The sequence below is a fragment of the Isoptericola croceus genome, assembly GCF_029382255.1.
GTDB classification, from domain to species: domain Bacteria; phylum Actinomycetota; class Actinomycetes; order Actinomycetales; family Cellulomonadaceae; genus Isoptericola; species Isoptericola croceus.
The window spans coordinates 478,870-495,571 of record NZ_JARLLG010000002.1 but is presented as its reverse complement, the minus strand read 5'-3'; the positions used below and the strand labels follow the sequence as shown (position 1 = coordinate 495,571).

Annotated in this window: 12 protein-coding genes; 3 read left to right on the top strand and 9 right to left on the bottom strand. The window is 72.5% G+C overall.

Annotated elements, in window-relative coordinates:
* Nucleotides 1-9: 9 nt before the first annotated feature.
* The 9 genes from secA to mtrA all read right to left on the bottom strand — a co-directional run bounded on the left by secA (nucleotide 10) and on the right by mtrA (nucleotide 13,447).
* On the bottom strand, nucleotides 10-2,964 hold the full coding sequence (gene secA, locus PZC42_RS08105) for a preprotein translocase subunit SecA (RefSeq protein WP_277209826.1): 2,955 nt from the start codon (nucleotides 2,962-2,964) through the stop codon (nucleotides 10-12).
* 155 nt (nucleotides 2,965-3,119) lie between these two features.
* Nucleotides 3,120-4,703, bottom strand: a complete 1,584-nt coding sequence (locus PZC42_RS08100) for a cation:proton antiporter domain-containing protein (RefSeq protein WP_277209824.1) — start codon at nucleotides 4,701-4,703, stop codon at nucleotides 3,120-3,122.
* A gap of 32 nt (nucleotides 4,704-4,735) precedes the next feature.
* Nucleotides 4,736-6,211 (bottom strand): potassium/proton antiporter, encoded by a 1,476-nt coding sequence (locus tag PZC42_RS08095; protein ID WP_277209822.1) that lies wholly within the window; start codon nucleotides 6,209-6,211, stop codon nucleotides 4,736-4,738.
* A 53-nt stretch (nucleotides 6,212-6,264) separates the two neighbouring features.
* Entirely contained in the window at nucleotides 6,265-7,509 is a 1,245-nt protein-coding gene (locus tag PZC42_RS08090; RefSeq protein ID WP_277209821.1) for a winged helix-turn-helix domain-containing protein, read from the bottom strand.
* A gap of 127 nt (nucleotides 7,510-7,636) precedes the next feature.
* Entirely contained in the window at nucleotides 7,637-8,296 is a 660-nt protein-coding gene (gene hpf, locus PZC42_RS08085; RefSeq protein ID WP_277209819.1) for a ribosome hibernation-promoting factor, HPF/YfiA family, read from the bottom strand.
* Nucleotides 8,297-8,479: 183 nt separating this feature from the next.
* Complete coding sequence (locus PZC42_RS08080) at nucleotides 8,480-9,250, bottom strand: ComF family protein (protein ID WP_277209817.1); 771 nt, start codon at nucleotides 9,248-9,250, stop codon at nucleotides 8,480-8,482.
* 102 nt (nucleotides 9,251-9,352) lie between these two features.
* On the bottom strand, nucleotides 9,353-11,080 hold the full coding sequence (locus tag PZC42_RS08075; protein WP_277209815.1) for an LpqB family beta-propeller domain-containing protein: 1,728 nt from the start codon (nucleotides 11,078-11,080) through the stop codon (nucleotides 9,353-9,355).
* Nucleotides 11,080-12,780: an MtrAB system histidine kinase MtrB gene (mtrB, locus tag PZC42_RS08070; RefSeq protein WP_308199831.1), complete on the bottom strand. Its 1,701-nt coding sequence runs from the start codon at nucleotides 12,778-12,780 to the stop codon at nucleotides 11,080-11,082. The genes PZC42_RS08075 and mtrB overlap by 1 nt, the downstream gene beginning before the upstream one ends.
* Entirely contained in the window at nucleotides 12,767-13,447 is a 681-nt protein-coding gene (mtrA, locus tag PZC42_RS08065; protein WP_277209813.1) for an MtrAB system response regulator MtrA, read from the bottom strand. The genes mtrB and mtrA overlap by 14 nt, the downstream gene beginning before the upstream one ends.
* A 116-nt stretch (nucleotides 13,448-13,563) precedes the next feature.
* On the opposite strand from mtrA, the gene PZC42_RS08060 reads away from it, so the two are divergent.
* From PZC42_RS08060 to PZC42_RS08050, 3 genes are read left to right on the top strand one after another with little or no spacing between them, the layout of a single operon-like run.
* The gene (locus PZC42_RS08060; protein ID WP_277209811.1) at nucleotides 13,564-14,787 is read left to right on the top strand and encodes a glycerophosphoryl diester phosphodiesterase membrane domain-containing protein; all 1,224 of its coding nucleotides are present in this window, start codon (nucleotides 13,564-13,566) and stop codon (nucleotides 14,785-14,787) included.
* Entirely contained in the window at nucleotides 14,784-15,464 is a 681-nt protein-coding gene (locus PZC42_RS08055; protein WP_277209809.1) for a DUF4129 domain-containing protein, read from the top strand. The genes PZC42_RS08060 and PZC42_RS08055 overlap by 4 nt, the downstream gene beginning before the upstream one ends.
* Nucleotides 15,461-16,675, top strand: a complete 1,215-nt coding sequence (locus PZC42_RS08050) for a DUF4350 domain-containing protein (RefSeq protein WP_277209807.1) — start codon at nucleotides 15,461-15,463, stop codon at nucleotides 16,673-16,675. The genes PZC42_RS08055 and PZC42_RS08050 overlap by 4 nt, the downstream gene beginning before the upstream one ends.
* The last annotated feature ends 27 nt before the right edge of the window (nucleotides 16,676-16,702 follow it).

The following is a 16,702-nucleotide window of genomic DNA, read 5'->3' as shown; positions in this document are numbered from 1 at the left end:
ACCCGCAGGTCACTCGTTGACGCCGTGGCACATCTTGTACTTCTTCCCCGACCCGCACGGGCAGTGCGCGTTGCGGGGGGTGCCCGGGAAGGTACGACCATCGGCGCTGGCCGCGGTCGCCTCACCGTGCAGAGCACGGCGCGCCGCTCGCGAGTCGCCGCTCGAGGTGGTCGAGCCGTCCTCGCTCGGCGCGGAGTACTGCAGGTTCTGGGGCGGCCTCGGGGTGTCGAGACCCTTGGCGACCAGGACGGGCTCCTCGGCGCCACCGAACGCCGCGGGGACCTGTGGCCCCCGCGGTTCCGTCGACGGCTCCTCGAGCGGCGCCTCCTCGGCGGCGTCAGCACCGACGACCGCCGCTCCCCCAGCACCGATCGCCTGCGCGGCGGACGAACCGGCCGCCGCGGCGGCAGCGTTGACGGAGATCGTCGGCCCGTCGTCCAGGTCCGCGGAGTCGTCGCCGGCCTGCTTGACCTGGACCTCGAGGTTGAAGAGGTAGCCGACCGACTCCTCCTTGATCGCCTCGGTCATGGCCTGGAAGAGCTGGAAACCCTCTCGCTGGTACTCGATGAGGGGGTCACGCTGGGCCATGGCACGCAGGCCGATGCCCTCCTTGAGATAGTCCATCTCGTAGAGGTGCTCACGCCACTTGCGGTCGAGGACCGACAGCACCACGCGGCGCTCGAGCTGGCGCATCGCCGCGGATCCCAGGGCCTCCTCACGGGCGGCGTAGGCGACGCGGGCGTCCGAGAGCAGCTCCTCGAGGAGCATCTCCCGGTTCAGGCGGTCGCGGCCCCCGGCCTCCGCCACGACGTCGTCGACCGTGATCGAGACCGGGAAGACCGAGCGCAGCGCCGTCCACAGACCGTCGAGGTCCCAGCCCTCGGCGTTGCCGTCGTCGGCGGCACCTTCGACGTACGCCGTGACGACGTCCGTGATGAAGTGCTGCACCTGCTCGTGCAGGTCCTCACCCTCCAGGACACGGTGGCGCTCGTCATAGATCACGGTGCGCTGGCGGGACAGGACGTCGTCGTACTTGAGGACGTTCTTGCGGATCTCGAAGTTGCGGGACTCGACCTGCGACTGCGCGCTCTGGATGCCGCGCGTCACCATCTTCGACTCGAGCGGCATGTCGTCCGGGAAGCCGGCACGACCCATCATCGACTCGGCCAGCCCGGAGTTGAACAACCGCATCAGGTCGTCCTGCATGGACAGGTAGAAGCGCGACTCGCCCGGGTCTCCCTGACGGCCGGACCGACCACGCAGCTGGTTGTCGATGCGCCGCGACTCGTGGCGCTCGGTTCCCAGCACGTAGAGACCGCCGAGCTCGACGACCTCCTCGTGCTCCGCGGCGACGGACTCCGTCGCCTTGGCGAGCACCTCGGGCCAGGCCTCCTCGTAGGACTCCGGGTCCTCGGTGGAGTCGTAGCCGCGCTCCGCCATCTCCGCGACCGCCGTGAACTCGGCGTTGCCGCCGAGCATGATGTCGGTGCCGCGCCCGGCCATGTTCGTCGCGACCGTGACGGCTCCCTTGCGGCCCGCCTGCGCGACGATCGAGGCCTCGCGCTCGTGCTCCTTGGCGTTGAGGACGTCGTGCGGGACGCCGGCCTTCTTCAGCAGCTTCGACAACAGCTCGGACTTCTCGACGCTCGTGGTACCCACGAGCACCGGCTGGCCCTTGGCGTGCCGCTCGACGATGTCGGCCACGACCGCGTTGAACTTGCCGTCCTCGTTCTTGTACACGAGGTCGGGCTGGTCCATGCGGATCATCGGCCGGTTCGTCGGGATCGGGACGACGCCGAGCTTGTAGGTGCCCTGGAATTCGGCCGCCTCGGTCTCGGCGGTACCGGTCATGCCGCCGATCTTGTCGTACAGGCGGAAGTAGTTCTGCAGGGTGATCGTGGCGAGAGTCTGGTTCTCCGCCTTGATCTGCACACCCTCCTTGGCCTCGATAGCCTGGTGCATGCCCTCGTTGTAGCGCCGTCCGGCGAGGATGCGGCCGGTGTGCTCGTCGACGATCATAACCTCGCCGTTCAGCACGACGTAGTCCTTGTCGCGCTTGAACAGCTCCTTGGCCTTGATGGCGTTGTTGAGGAAGCCGATCAGCGGCGTGTTGAGCGACTCGTAGAGGTTGTCGATGCCGAGGTAGTCCTCGATCTTCTCGATCCCGGGCTCGAGCACCCCGACGGTGCGCTTCTTCTCGTCGACCTCGTAGTCGTTCTCCCGGTTCAGCCGCTTGACGACCTTGGCGAACTCGTTGAACCAGCGGTTGGTGTCGCCCGAGGCGGGCCCCGAGATGATGAGCGGCGTGCGGGCCTCGTCGATGAGGATCGAGTCGACCTCGTCGACGATCGCGAAGTGGTGGCCGCGCTGGACGAGATCGTCCGGCGACCACGCCATGTTGTCGCGCAGGTAGTCGAACCCGAACTCGTTGTTCGTCCCGTACGTGATGTCGGCCGCGTACTGCTCGCGCCGCTCCGTCGGGTTCTGCCCCGAGATGATCACACCGGTGGTCATGCCCAGGAAGCGGAAGACACGACCCATCAGCTCGCCCTGGTACTTCGCGAGGAAGTCGTTGGTCGTGACGACGTGGACGCCCTTGCCCGTCAGCGCGTTGAGGTACGCCGCCGTCGTCGCGACGAGCGTCTTGCCCTCACCGGTCTTCATCTCGGCGATGTTGCCGAGGTGCAGGGCCGCGCCGCCCATGATCTGCACGTCGAAGTGTCGCTGGCCGAGCGTGCGCCGGGATGCCTCGCGGACCGTCGCGAACGCCTCGGGGAGCAGCTCGTCGAGCGTCGCACCGTGCTCGAGCCGTTCCTTGAACCGGGCAGTCTCCTCCTGGAGCTCGGTGTCACTGAGCTCGGTGAAGCTCGACTCGAGCCGGTTCACCTGCTCGGCGAGTCCAGTCAGCTTCTTGAGGATCCGGCCCTCGCCCAGGCGGAGGATCTTCTCGAGGATCGCAGGCACGCAGTTCTCCCGTGTCGGTGGTGCCCGGGAAATCTCCCGGGCCCGTTCGGTGGTGGCGGCCGGGGCCGGACGACGGCGTCGTCGTCCCGGTCGCACCGCCTGCCATCCTATTCCCCCGTGCCGGAGCGCGGGGCCAGGTTCGCGACCGACGAACGTCAACGCTCGGCGGACAGCGCCTCGGCGGCCCGGTCGGCCAGCTCGGCGCCCGCGGCCCCGTAGAGGTGGAACACGGAGTCCGCCCCATGCCGCCGCAGCTCGGCGGCGTCGTCGTCGTACCGGGCGATCGCTGCCACCTGCCCCTCGAACCCGGCGTCCTGCAACCTCGACAGGGCGATGAGGTTCGCGTTGTGGAACGGCATGGCGAGCACCGCCATCCGCACGTGCCCCGCACGCTTGACCCGGGCCCAGAACTCCAGGTCGGTGGCGTCGGCGCGCACCACCTCGAACCCTTGCTCCTGCAGCGTGGTCACGCGCTGGTCGTCGTGCTCCACGCCCACCACGTGCAGCCCGTACTCGTCACGCAGGCGGGCGCAGGCCGTGGTGCCGACCCGGCCGAGCCCCAGCACCACGGCATCGGCGTCACCGATGTCGACGAGCCGGTCGTCAGGGTGCAGGGACGACGGGTCCTTCGCCGGGAGGAAGCGGGTGAGGGCGGAGGCGATCTCGACGCCGCGACGGTTGACCACCGCCGCCAGGACGAAGCTCATCGCCACCGCGAGGGAGATGACGATCAGCCATTCCTCGTCGAGCATCCCTGCGTCGGACCCCACCGCGGCGACGATGATGCCGAACTCGGAGAAGTTGCCGAGGACCAGCCCGGTGAGGATCGCCGTGCGGCGGCGCAGTCGCAGCATCCACAGGAGCAGGGCGAAGCCCGCTGCCTGCAGCGGCAGGAGCAGCAGCAGGCCGACCGCGAGGCCGACGTGCTGAAGGGTCGGCGTGCCGTGCAGACCGATCTCGAGGAAGAACGCGACCAGCATGAGGTCCTTCAGCGACATCAGGGACCGGGACATCTCGCCGGCACCGGAGTGCGAGGCCAGCAGCATCCCCATCACCAGCGCCCCGAGATCACCCGAGATGCCCAGGTGCTCGAACAGGTAGAAGCCCGGACCGAGGGCGAGGGCGACGCCGAACAGCACCTGCAGCTCACCGTGCCCGACCGCGTCCCAGAGCCGGTGCAGGAGTCGCCGGGCGGGGAGGAGGAGGACGAGCAGCAAGGCCCAAGGGCTGGGCAGCTCGCCGGTCGCGACGACGATGAACGCGACCGCGGCGATGTCCTGCATGATCAGGATGCCGACGGCGACCCGCCCGTACAGGCTGGTGGCGTCCGACCTGTCCTCGAGCACCTTGATGACGAACACCGTCGAGGAGAAGGACAGGGCGAACCCGACGAGCGCGAGGGTCTGCAGGGACTCACCACCCAGGAGCACCGCCCCGGCGACGGCCAGCAGACCGAGGAAACCCAGGCTGACGATCACGCTGAGCGCCATGTGCGTCGCCATCGTGATCCAGATCACCGGCTTGGCGAGCGTCCGCACGTCGAGCTTGAGACCGATGGTGAAGAGCAGCAGCGAGACGCCGATCTCCGCGATCGTCTCGATCCCGGGCAGGCCGGGTGCACCCACCGCCCCCAGCGCGAACCCTGCCACCAGGAAGCCGACCAGCGGCGGCAGCTTGGCCAGACGTGCCAGCAGCCCGCCGGCGAAGGCGACTCCCAGGTACAACGCGATGACGTCCATCGCCCCTCACTCCCCTCTTCGGTGAGGCGATCCTACGGCTGGCCCGGGGTGGGCTCGCCCCGCGCCCACGCGGTGACCTGCCGGGCCGAGTCGGGATCACGCGGCACGAGCACCAGGACGACGTCGCCGGGCACGAGCTCGACCTGGTCGTCCGGAGCGAGGGCACGGCGGTCCCGGACGACGGCGGTGATCCGGCCGCACGGCGGCGTCACGGTCGCGATCTTCCGCCCGACGAGTGCCAGGTCCGGGCGCACGGGAACCTCGAAGAGCTCGGTCGCCGTTCCGGCGAGGGGCCGCCCCGACGTGACCGGCTCGAGGTCGTGCACCACCGACGAGACGCCGAGGACACGGGCGACGCTGCGGATGCTGATCCCCTGCACGGCCGCCGAGACGAGCACGACGAAGAACACGACGTTGAAGATCAGCGCACCCTCGGGGTAGCCCGCCACGGCGGGGAACGTCGCGAGGACGATCGGCACGGCCCCCCGCAGGCCGACCCACGACACGAAGGCGATCTCGCGCCAGGAGTAGCCGAACCACACGAGACACAGCCCGACGGCGAGCGGCCGCGCGACCAGCACGAGGACCACCGCGATGATCAGCGCCGGGGCGATGACCGGCGGCAGGTCGGACGGGAAGACGAGCATGCCGAGCAGGAGGAAGAGACCGATCTCGGCCGTATTCGACAGGCCGGCGTGGAACGCGCGGATCTCGCGCCGGTGCAAGGTCACCCGGGCGCCGACGATGAGTCCGGCGAGGTACACGGCGATGAAGCCCGAGCCGCCGACCAGCGCCGCCGCACCGTAGGCGAGCCCGGCGACACCCAGCGCGAGCACCGGGTAGGCGCCCGTGGGGCCGAGCTCTGCCCGGGACAGCACCCAGCTGCCGCTCAGCCCGACGACCGCCCCCGCCACGATGCCGCCGAACAGCTGCACGACGCCGAACGCGACCCAGTCCGAGGGCTCCGGCGACCCCGTGAAGGTGGCGACGAGCCCGACGGTGAGCATGATGGCGACCGGGTCGTTGACCCCGGACTCGACCTCCAGCAGCGACGAGAGGCGACGCGGCAACGGGGAGCGCCGCAGCACCGCGAACACGGCAGCCGCGTCGGTCGAGGAGACGACGGCCCCGATGAGCATGGCCGTCAACGGGTCGAGGTCGAGCAGCCACCATCCGGCGAGCGCGACCACCGCGGCGGTGAGGGCGACGCCGGCGGTGGCCAGGACCAGGGCCGGCCAGGCCGACTGCCGGACGTCGCGCGGCTTGGTCGTCAACCCACCCTCGAAGAGGATGAGCAGCAGGCCGACCGTCCCCAGCGTCTGCGCGAGCTCGACGTCGGAGACCTGGACCAGGTCGAGACCGTCGTCGGCGATGATCATGCCCACCAGGAGGAACAGCAGCAGCCCCGGGATGCGGACCTTCCCGGCGAACCCCGCGGCGAGGATCGATGCGACGAGCAGGACGCCTCCGGCCAGGATCCAGATGTCCGCGGGGAGGCCTGCTGTCATCCGTTCCTCCTGGTGCGCACCGGTCGGACCTGCAGTCTAACGACGCGCCCCGTTCACCCGGCGGCTCCCGCCTCCTGCCGCCGGACCTCGGCGCCCAGGTCGGCGGCGAGGTCGCCGACCGGCGCCGTCTCGGTGACGCCGAGACCCAGCCAGGAGCCGAGCAGCGTCAGCTCGGCCGCGAGCGCCGCCGGGGTCGCGGCGTCGGCGTGGGCCGTGCGGTGCGCGGCGACGACGCGCAGCACCCCGGCCGCACGGTCCGCCTTGAGGTCGACCATGGCCGTGATCTGCTCACCCTGCAGGAACGGCAGCACGTAGTACCCGAGGCGACGGCGCGGGGCCGGGACGTAGATCTCGATGCGGTAGAACACGTCGAACAACGACTCGAGCCGACGCCGTTCCCACACCAGCGGGTCGAACGGGCTGAGGAGCGCGTTGCCGGACGCCTGCCGCGGCACGACCGCGTCGCGGTACCGGTAGACGGGCTCCGACCAGCCCTCCACCGCCACGGGGACGAGCGTGCCGGCGTCGACCAGGTCCCGGAGCGCCTGCTGCGCGAGCGGCCCGCGCAACCGGAAGTAGTCGCGGAAGCAGCGGGCTGTGCCGATCCCGTGGGCGCGGGCGCCGAGCTCCAGCAACCGACGCACCGCCTCGTCGTCGGGCACCGACGGCGCGTCGCGCAGGGCGGGCGGCAACACCCGTTCGGACAGGTCGTAGCAGCGCTCGAACGCTCCGTTGCGCCGCGCCGCCATGACCTCGCCGGTGAAGAACAGGTACTCGAGGCAGTGCTTCGCCGTGGTCCAGTTCCAGCCCCACTCGATGCGGGAGCGCGGAGCGGTCCGGCCGGCCCGCTCGAGCTCGTCGTGGATCCGGCTCGCTGTCACGGGGCCGAGGTCGGTGACGAGCGACCGCACCAGGGCGAGCTCGTGCGGGTGCGCCCGCGGGACGGCAGAGATGGACCCCCACGCCTCCCGCTCGTACGACCGGCGGCGCCACTCGAGCAGTGGGTACGTCGCGCTGGGGACGTAGGACGCCACGTGCGCCCACGTCTCGACCAGGCGGCGCGGCGCCGTCCCGGCGGCGCGCTCGAGCAGGCTCGGGTCGTACGGACCCATCCGGGAGTACAGCGGCACCAGGTGTGCTCGGGCCAGCACGTTGACCGAGTCGATCTGCAGCAGGTTCAACCGGTCCACGACGCTGGTGAGGCGCCGCATGGTCACCGGCCCGGCGGGTCGTCCACGGTCCAGGCCCTGCGCCCGCAGCGCGACCCGACGCGCCTCGGCGATCGACAACGTCTCCATGCCGGCATCGTGCCGTCCGCCCCCGACACGCCTGCCGAGGGCACCGGCGCCGCGACCGGCGTCGAGCAGACAAGGACGAGGAGGGATCCCGCGCACGGTCGGGGGCCTTCACCCGTCCTGCGCAGCCTCAGGTCAGCGTCGTCACCGGCGCGACCCCGCTGCACGTCGTGTCGAGCTCGATCACGCCGTAGGTCCAGCCCCGACGCCGGTACACGGCGGCCGGGCGCGCCGACTCCTTGTCGATGAAGAGGAAGAAGTCGTGCCCGACGAGCTCCATGTGCTCGACGGCCTCGTCGGCGGTCATCGGTTCCCCGCGGTGGAGCTTCTGGCGGATGACGACGGGCGAGTCGCCGAGCTGGTGCTCGACGGCGTCGCCGGGCGTGGAGAGCGACGCGGGCTCTGCCTCCGGCTCCGGCTGGGAGGCCAGGACCTCGTCGTAGGGGCGCACGTCCACCGGCGGCATGACGTCCGGCCCTCGACGGCGGTGGTCCTTGCGCCGGTCCCGGGAGCGGCGCAGCCGCTCGCTGAGCTTGTCGATCGCGAGGTCGAGCGCGGCGAAGCGGTCGTCTGCGGCCGCCTCCGCCCGGATCACGGGCCCCTTGTCCCGCACCGTCAGCTCGACCCGTTCGCTCTGGTCGGCGAGCCGTGGGTTCTTCTCGTGCGTGACCTCGACGTCTACGCGACGCGCGTTGGGCGCGAGCTGCGAGACCTTGGCGAGCTTGTCCTCCACGTGGTCGCGGAACCGGTCCGTGACGTCCGTGTGCCTGCCGACGACGGCGATCTCCATCGTGTTGCTCCACTTCGTCGTGGGGCCACCCTCGTTGCATCTCTCGGGGCGGCCCGGTTGTGCTGTCTGGGCACCGCGGTGGGTGCCGGTACTGGCACCACCTCCCGGTCGCCGGACCTTGCCCGGCCCGCTCGTGAGATGCGGCGAAGCGTCCGCTGCCGCGGGCTGCTCGCCGTCGGACCCCTAGGCTAACCCCAAGGTGTCGGTGGGGTGAACCGCTGACGACCATCCGTCGTGGGGAGATTCCGTGACGGCGTCCGGTGGCGGTGTCGCGGCCAGCACGAGGGCACCGAGGACGGGTGTGGCGGCGCCGGTCAGCGCCCGCTCGGCTGCCGCCAGCGTCGCCCCGGTGGTGAGCACGTCGTCGACCAGCAGGCAGGTCGCGCCCTCGCGCAGCGCACGCCGGCGCACCCTGACGGAGGCACCGAGGTTCCGGCCCCGCGCGCGGGCACCGAGGCCGACCTGGTCGCGGGTGGTGCGCCGGCGCCGCAGCGCCGGGACGACGACGGCGGGCACCCCGCCGTCACGCAGTGCCGCGGCCACGGCGCCCGCGAGCACGCCGACCGGTTCTCGGCCGCGGCGCAGGCGTGACCCGGGGGCCGACGGAGCCGGGACGACCAGCAGCCCGGCCTGGCCGACGACGGGCCCCACGAGCGGTACCAGCCCAGCGGCGGCGCGGCGCATCGCGGGTGCGAGCAGCGCGTCGAGGTCCGCACGCTCCCGGTCCTTCCAGGAGACGACGACGTCGCGGACCGGGCCTGCGTAGTCGCACACCGCCCAGACGGGCATCGGCGCGACACCGTCCAGCCGGTCGAGGCGCGGCGCCCCCTCCTCGACCCGGCGTACCGGTCCGGTCACGACGGCGGCAGCGCAACCGGGGCAGCACCGCACGTCGTGGGCACCGCAGCCGGGGCAGGACACCGGGACCACGAGGCGAGCCAGTCGGGTGAGCACCGCACCATGGTGCTGGACGCCCGGCCGCCCCGGGCCGTCCCCTGCTCGCCAGGTGGACGAGATCCGCTGTGGACGGTCTCCCAGCTCGCTGTTGCCACGGGGTCAGCCCGGGTAGGCGAGCGCCACGACGTCCTCCGAGATCGCGGGCCACAGGGCGGCGCTCTGGCGCACGTACACCGTGCCGTCCGCGTCCAGCACGAGGATCGGGCTCGCGCCCACGGCCGCAGCCACTGCCCTCGGCACGGCCGTCGTCGCCAACGGGCGGGACCGCCCGTCGTTCGACCCGGCGAGCCCTCCGACGCCCGTGACGTGCAGCGCCCGGGTGCCGTCGGCGTCCCGGGCGAGCAGCAGGAGCGCCGACTCCTCCGACCAGCCGACGGCCTCGACGGACGGCACGGGGGCGCCGACCCGGACAGGGGCGGAGAGCCCCGTGGGGGTGTCCTCGGCGTCCCGCTCGATCGCTGCCACCCAGGTCTCGGGCCCGTCGGGACCGTCGGTGACGAGCGCGATCCTCGCCCCTTCGGGCGCCACGCGCAGCGACCGCACGGAGAGGTCGGTCAACCACTCCGCGTCGACAGGCACGACTCCCCCGGCGGCGACGACCACGCGGAGCTCACCCTCCACCGCGGTCCAGACGGCGCCGAACCGATCGATCGACGGAGCCACGGCCCGCTCGCCGACGAGCAGCTCGACCGGGCCGTCATCGGTGAGCCGGACGAGCCTGCCGCGACCGTCGCGGACCACGATCGTCCCGTCGGCGGCGCCGACGCCGACGGCGGTCACGTCGAGCCCTCCGACGTCCAGCGGCTCGGGGAGGTCCACCAGCTCGCGCCCGACGACCTGGCGCAGCTCCTGGCCCTCTCCCGAGCCGGCGTCCAGCACCGCGACGGCGTCCCCGACCGTGAGCGGGCGCGAGGGATCGTCCGCCGTGGTGGCCGCCAGCGGAGACGTCCCCTCCGAGAGGACGACGGTCCTGCCGTCCCCCTCCCGCAGCGTCGCCTCGAGCTGCGCGACCAGCAGCGCCCGGTCCTCCGGAGACGCTGAGGTGATCGCCGACGTCAGGCTCACGTCGATCGTGCCGTCCTCGGCGACCGTCACGGCGTCGATGGCCAGCGTGGCCCCCTCGGGCACCACGGACACGGCCGACTGGGCGAGCCAGTCGGGCGGTCCGGCGAGGATCGCCTGCGTCGCCGCCGTGCGCCAGGACTGCCCGGGGAACCACCGCACGTCGGGGACCCACCACTCACGGTCGGACGTCGGGTAGTACAGGGAGGTGCGGTGGAACGCGTTCCCCAGGAAGTTGGCGAGCACGAGCAGGCCGTCCTCGAGCCCGCTGATGCGCCACTGCCCGTCCGCGCCGCGTGCCAGGTCGAAGTCCACGTCCACGCTGCTCGGCTCGGCCAGCTCGGTGTAGACGCCGTCCTCGTCGAGGGACGCGACCACGAGCGCCTCGCCGTGCACCGAGGTGGAGCCCGAGGTGTCGTCGTACTCCTGGACGGTCCACTCGGGATACTCGGACAGGACGAGGACGCGGGTGTACTCGTCCCACGCGGACCAGGCGTCCGACGTGGTGTACTCCCGGGCGATGTCGAAGGTGGCAGCCGACGCCGGGCCGAACTGCGCCGCGCTCACGAACCCCTGGACGACCTGTTGAGGATCGGCCCCCGCTGCCGGCCCCTGCACGTCGAAGCCGAGGTCGTTGGCGCTCTCGACCTCGGCCGAACCCTCCATGACGTTGCCGGAGGTCGGGATGCTCGCGCACCCGGCGGACGCCATCAGCACGGCGACGCAGAGTGCCGGCACGACGTGCCGGCCGCTGGGGCGACCCATCAGATCTCCTCCTCGGGTGGCAGTTCGGGGATGGCGGTCGGGGTCGGTCCCGTCGGCGGGTTCACCACGGGGACCTGTCCCGTGGGGACGTGCTGGCCGCCCGAGCGAGGCGGGCCCTCGATCGGCAGGGGCGGACGGCCGATCTCGATGCCCGCACGCCGTGGCAGGGTGAGCCGGAAGCTCGCCCCGTGACCCGGGCGCCCCCAGGCGTCGAGGCGTCCACCGTGCAGCCGGGCGTCCTCCAGCGAGATCGCCAGGCCGAGCCCGGTGCCCCCGGTCGTGCGGGCCCGCGCCGGGTCCGCCCGCCAGAACCGGTCGAAGACCCGGTTGAGCTGTTCCGGGGTCAGGCCCACGCCGTGGTCGCGCACGACGACGGCGACCGCCTCGGCGTCCTGGCCCACCGTGACCTCCACGGGCTTGGCCTCGGCGTGCTCGATCGCGTTCACGACGAGGTTGCGCAGGATCCGCTCGACCCGACGCGGGTCGATGTCCGCCGTGGTGCGCTCGTCCGGCATCTCCACCGAGAGGAAGACGGACTTGCGCTCCGCGAGCGGGGCGCAGGTGTCGACGACTGCGGTGACCACGCCGCGCAGATCCTGCTGCTCGACGTCCAGCACCGCCGCGCCGGCGTCGAAGCGACTGATCTCGAGCAGGTCCGTGAGGAGCTCCTCGAACCGGTCGAGCTGGGTCTGCAGCAGCTCGGCCGAACGCCGCGCCGACGGTTCGAGGTCGGCCCGCGCCGAGTGGATGACCTCCCCGGCCATGCGGATCGTGGTCAGCGGGGTGCGCAGCTCGTGCGAGACGTCCGAGACGAACCGCCGCTGCGCGGCGGACAGCTCCTCCATCCGGGCGATCTGCTCCTCGAGGTTGTCCGCCATCTCGTTGAACGTCCGCGCGAGCGTCGCCATCTCGTCGTAGCCGCGGGACCCGGGGACCCGGACGTCGAGGTGACCCTCGCCCAGGCGGGCCGCGGCGATGGCTGCCCGCCGCACGGGGTGGACGGTCTGCCGGGTGACCGTCCAGGTGAGCAACCCGATCATCGCGAGGATCGCCAGGGCACCGAGCGCCAGGGTCCGCTGGACGAACCGCAACGTCTCCTGCTCCGTGGCGAGCGAGTACAGCGAGTACAGCTCGAACGTGCCGGCCGAGGGAAGCTCGACGGTCGCGCCGACCACGACGCCGGGCTCCTCCGCGCCCGACTCGGCGAAGTCACCGGGAACGGGCACCGACTGCAGCACCTGGTCCCCGGTGGCGAGCGTGGCAGCCCGCAGCTCGGGGGTGACGACGTCGCCGACCGCCAGGCCCTGACGGGACGACGGGTCGACGAGCGGGAGCTGCTGCCCCGGTGCCTGCCGCAGGAAGAAGTCCTGCGCGCTCGAGCCGCCGGCGGTCAGCGAGAGGATGACGTCACGCAGCAGAGCCTGCTGCTCCCCGGTCTGCGTGGCGGTGGAGCTGCCGAGCCGCGTGCGGACGTCCTGGATCACCCCGGCGTTCTCCCGCTCGATCTGGTCCAGGCGCTGGTCGAGTAGCCCGTCACGGATCGAGTACGACAGGTAGACCCCGAGCACGGCCACGGCCACCACGCCGAGCGCGATCGCCGAGGTGACGACGCGCACCTGCATGGAGGAGCGCCAGCGGTGCACGAGCGACCGGACGCCCCGGACGACAGGGTCGGTCGCACGTGCGTCAGCGGGCGGCACCGGCCTTGTAGCCCACCCCACGCACGGTCTGGACGACCTCGGGGCTCTCCGGGTCCTTCTCGATCTTGGAGCGCAGGCGCTGGACGTGGACGTTCACCAGACGGGTGTCCGCGCTGTGCCGGTAGCCCCAGACCTTCTCGAGGAGCACCTCGCGGGTGAACACCTGCCACGGCTTGCGCGCCAGCTCGACCAGCAGGTCGAACTCGAGCGGCGTGAGGCTGATCCGCTCACCCTCTCGGGTGACGGTGTGCCCGGTGACGTCGATCTCGATGTCGCCGATCTTGAGCCGCTCAGGCCCGGGCTCGTCGGAGCGGCGCAGGCGTGCCCGCACCCGCGCGACGAGCTCCTTGGGCTTGAACGGCTTAGTGACGTAGTCGTCGGCACCGGACTCGAGCCCGAGGACGACGTCGACCGTGTCGGTCTTCGCGGTGAGCATGATGATCGGCACGCCGGACTCCGCGCGGATCTCCCGGGCGATCTCGATGCCGTCCTTCCCCGGCAGCATCAGGTCGAGCAGGACGAGGTCGGGCTGGGTCGAGCGGAACAGGCCGATGGCGGCATCGCCGTCGGAGCAGAAGCTCAGATCGAGCCCCTCGGACTCCAGGACGATGCCGATCATCTCGGCGAGAGCAATGTCGTCGTCGACCACCAGGACGCGGGACTTCATGGGCACAGTCTGCCAGGGTCCACGAGATCCGCCCGGGGCGCGCCCGGGAGGCGACGAACGCTATAGGGTCGTGGCGGTCACTCACCCGTCCACTCCGCCGTGCCCCAGGAGGCAGCATGAGCACGCCCGACCAGCCGACGCCGCCCTCCGGGTGGGGCGAGGCGCCGCGGCCGCCCGCGTACGGGCAGTACGGGCCGGGCCAGTACGGGTCCGGGCAGTACGGACCAGGCCAGTACGGGCCCGGGCAGCCCGGGGCCGACGGCGGCAGCGCCGGCCCGGCGCAACCCACGCCCGGTGCGGTGCCGCCCAACCCGTACGGCCCGTCCGCGACGAAGCCCGGCGTCGTCCCGCTGCGCCCGCTGTCCCTCGGGGAGATCTTCGACGGGGCGTTCAGCTCCGTCCGCCACAACCCGGCGGTCATGCTCGGGCTGGTGGCGGTCGTCGTCGCGGCCGCCACGCTGCTCGCCGCCCTGCTCGCGCAGTTCGCCGTCCCGGCGCTGGCCGGCATGTTCGCCGACGTGTTCAGCGCGGAGGCCGAGTTCGACGTCTTCACCGCTTCCGAGGCCAACTGGTTCGCCCAGCTCATGGCGGTCTCGGGTGCCCTGTCGCTGACGCTGCTCATCGCGCAGCCGATCACCGAGGGCGTCATCACCGTCTCGGTGAGCCAGTCGGTCATCGGCCGCAAGCTGACGGTGGGCGAGGTCTGGCAGAAGGTGCGCCCCCGGCTCGCCGTCCTCATCGGCTGGATGCTGCTGCGGACGATCGGGCTCTCCGTCGGGATGACCGTCGTCGGCGTCGGCGCCGTCCTGCTCGTGGCCGGCGTCGCCGTGGGGACGGAGTCGGTGGGGCTGTCCGTGCTCGTCGGTCTGCTGTGCCTGGTCGCGATCCTGGTCCTGGCGGCCTGGCTGTGGGTCCGGCTCATGCTGGTCGCCCCCGCGCTCGTGCTCGAGGGCAGCGGCCTGGGGAGCACGATCGCCAGGGCCTGGCGCCTCACCCGCGGCACCTACTGGCGGGTGTTCGGCACCGTGCTGCTTGCCAGCATCATCGCGAGCTTCGCCGGCCAGGTCGTCGCCTACCCACTGGCCCTCCTGGGTGCCGCGGTCGACGGGAACGACCTCGGATGGGGGCTCCTCGTCAGCTCGGTCGTCGCCTCCGTCATCGCGAGCGTGGTCTACCTCGTGTTCGTCTCCGGCGTCGTCGCGCTGGTCTACACCGACGTGCGGATGCGCCGAGAGGGCCTCGACGTCCAGCTCGCCGCCGCTGCCGAGCGGGCGGCGGACCAGCCACCGGCGGGCTCCGCCGGCACGCTGCCGCCCCCGGGAGGCACCCCGCAGTGGTGACCGAGGCGACGGCGAGGACCTGGGCACTGCTGCACGGCGCCACCGAGGTGCCGGTGGTGCCGGACCGCGAGACGGCGAACCGCTGGCTGGTCGAGGAGCTGTCGCGGCCCGAGTACTCCCAGGACCCTTCCCTCCTGCTCCGGTTGCTCGAATGGCTGTCCGGGCTCTTCGACGAGATCGGCGCCGTGGATCTGAGCCCGTGGCGGCTCGCACTCATCGTGGCGGTGGTGGTGGCCGTCGTGGTGGCGGTCGCCCTGTTCGTCGCGGGTCCGGCCCGGCTGCGCCGGCACGCTGCCAAGAGCTCCGCCGTCGTGCTCGATGACGACGCGCGGACCGCGGCGCAGATGCGCGCCGCGGCCGAGGAAGCCGCCGCCCGGCAGGACTGGCCGCTCGCCGTGCTCGAGCGCTTCCGCGCCGTGGTGCGCGGACTGGAGGAACGCGTGGTGCTCGACGAACGACCGGGCCGGACCGCGCGTGAGGCGGCCGTCGCCGCGAGCACCCGGCTGCCCGCCCTCGCCACCGACCTGCACACCGCCGCCGGCCGCTTCGACGGTGTCTGCTACGGCCACCTGCCGGCCGGACCAGCGGACGACGCCGCGATGCGCGCCCTCGACGACCAGGTGGCGGCCGCCCGGCCGACCGCGCCGGCGGCATCCGTGCCGGAGGGATCGCTGTGAGCGCTGTGGCAGCCCCGACGGGGACCTGGACCTCGACCGCGGTCACCGGTGACGGCACCACGCTCGGCTCGCGGAGCCGGCGTCGCTGGCGGTCCGCGCGATGGCTCGTCGGGGGCCTCGCCGCGCTGCTGCTCGCGGTGCTGGTCCTCGCCGTCATGCGACCACCGGGTTCCGCCATCCCGTACGACCCCGGCAACGCCCGCCCGGACGGCTCGCGCGCGCTCGCCCAGGTGCTCGAGCGCCAGGGCGTCCGGGTGGAGCACGTCACCCGCGTCGCCGACGCCGCGCGCGCCGCCGGCGCGGGGACGACGCTCCTCGTCACGCCCGCGCCGTACCTGCTGCCCGAGCAGGTCACTGACATCGCCGCCGTCGAGGCCGACCTCGTGCTGGCGGGTGTCGACGACGGGCTCCTGCGGGCTACGACCGCGGACCAGGTGCAGCGCACGCCGTGGATCCCCGGGCCGGTCGAGCCGGTCGATCCTGGTTGCGACGTGCCGGCGGCCGTCGCGGCCGGGCCCTCCCTGCTCGTTCCCGGCCTGGAGTCGGTGGCTCCCGGGCTGTCGACCTGCTGGGCCGGCCCGGAGGGGTCGGCGGTGCTCGCCGCGGTCGAGCAGGACGGTCGTTCCGTGGTCGCCGTCGACGACCCGGCGTTCCTGCGCAACGACGACGTGCTCACCGAGGGCAACGCCGCGCTCGCGCTCCACCTGCTCGGCGGCCACGACCATCTCGTCTGGCTGGTCCCGGACCCGGCCGACTCGACGGTCGCCCGTGACCGGGCAGACGACCCGGATCCTGCCACCGTGCTGCCTACCTGGTTCGGGGCGGCGTTCTGGTGGGCCGTGCTCGTCGCCCTGGTCGCCGCCGTCTGGCGTGGTCGGCGGCTCGGCAGGCTCGTCGCCGAGCAGCTGCCTGTCGTGGTGCCGTCTGCCGAGTCCGCACGCGGCCGCGCCCGCCTCTACCGCCGTGCCCGCGCCCGCGGGCACGCGGCGGCCGGCCTGCGGGCGGCGACGGCCCAGGCCATGGCGCAACGGCTCGGCCTCGCCCGTTCCGCCCACCCGGACGCCGTGGTCGACGCCGTCGTACGTGCCACGGGACGCGACCCGCACGAGGTCGCCGCCCTGATCTACGGACCACCCCCCGCCGACGACGCCGCGCTCAGCGAGCTCGCCCGCCGGCTCGACACCCTGGAGAGCGAGGTTCACCGACCGTGACCCCACCCGACGAGAACCAGCAGTCCC

What these genes read in the sequence shown, in the direction of transcription:
- PZC42_RS08090 (WP_277209821.1), bottom strand. Translation starts at nt 7,509, where the DNA reads ATGGAGACGTTGTCGATCGCCGAGGCGCGTCGGGTCGCGCTGCGGGCG.
- PZC42_RS08075 (WP_277209815.1), bottom strand. Translation starts at nt 11,080, where the DNA reads ATGGGTCGCCCCAGCGGCCGGCACGTCGTGCCGGCACTCTGCGTCGCC.
- PZC42_RS08100 (WP_277209824.1), bottom strand. Translation starts at nt 4,703, where the DNA reads ATGGACGTCATCGCGTTGTACCTGGGAGTCGCCTTCGCCGGCGGGCTG.
- mtrA (WP_277209813.1), bottom strand. Translation starts at nt 13,447, where the DNA reads ATGAAGTCCCGCGTCCTGGTGGTCGACGACGACATTGCTCTCGCCGAG.
- PZC42_RS08095 (WP_277209822.1), bottom strand. Translation starts at nt 6,211, where the DNA reads ATGACAGCAGGCCTCCCCGCGGACATCTGGATCCTGGCCGGAGGCGTC.
- hpf (WP_277209819.1), bottom strand. Translation starts at nt 8,296, where the DNA reads ATGGAGATCGCCGTCGTCGGCAGGCACACGGACGTCACGGACCGGTTC.
- PZC42_RS08060 (WP_277209811.1), top strand. Translation starts at nt 13,564, where the DNA reads ATGAGCACGCCCGACCAGCCGACGCCGCCCTCCGGGTGGGGCGAGGCG.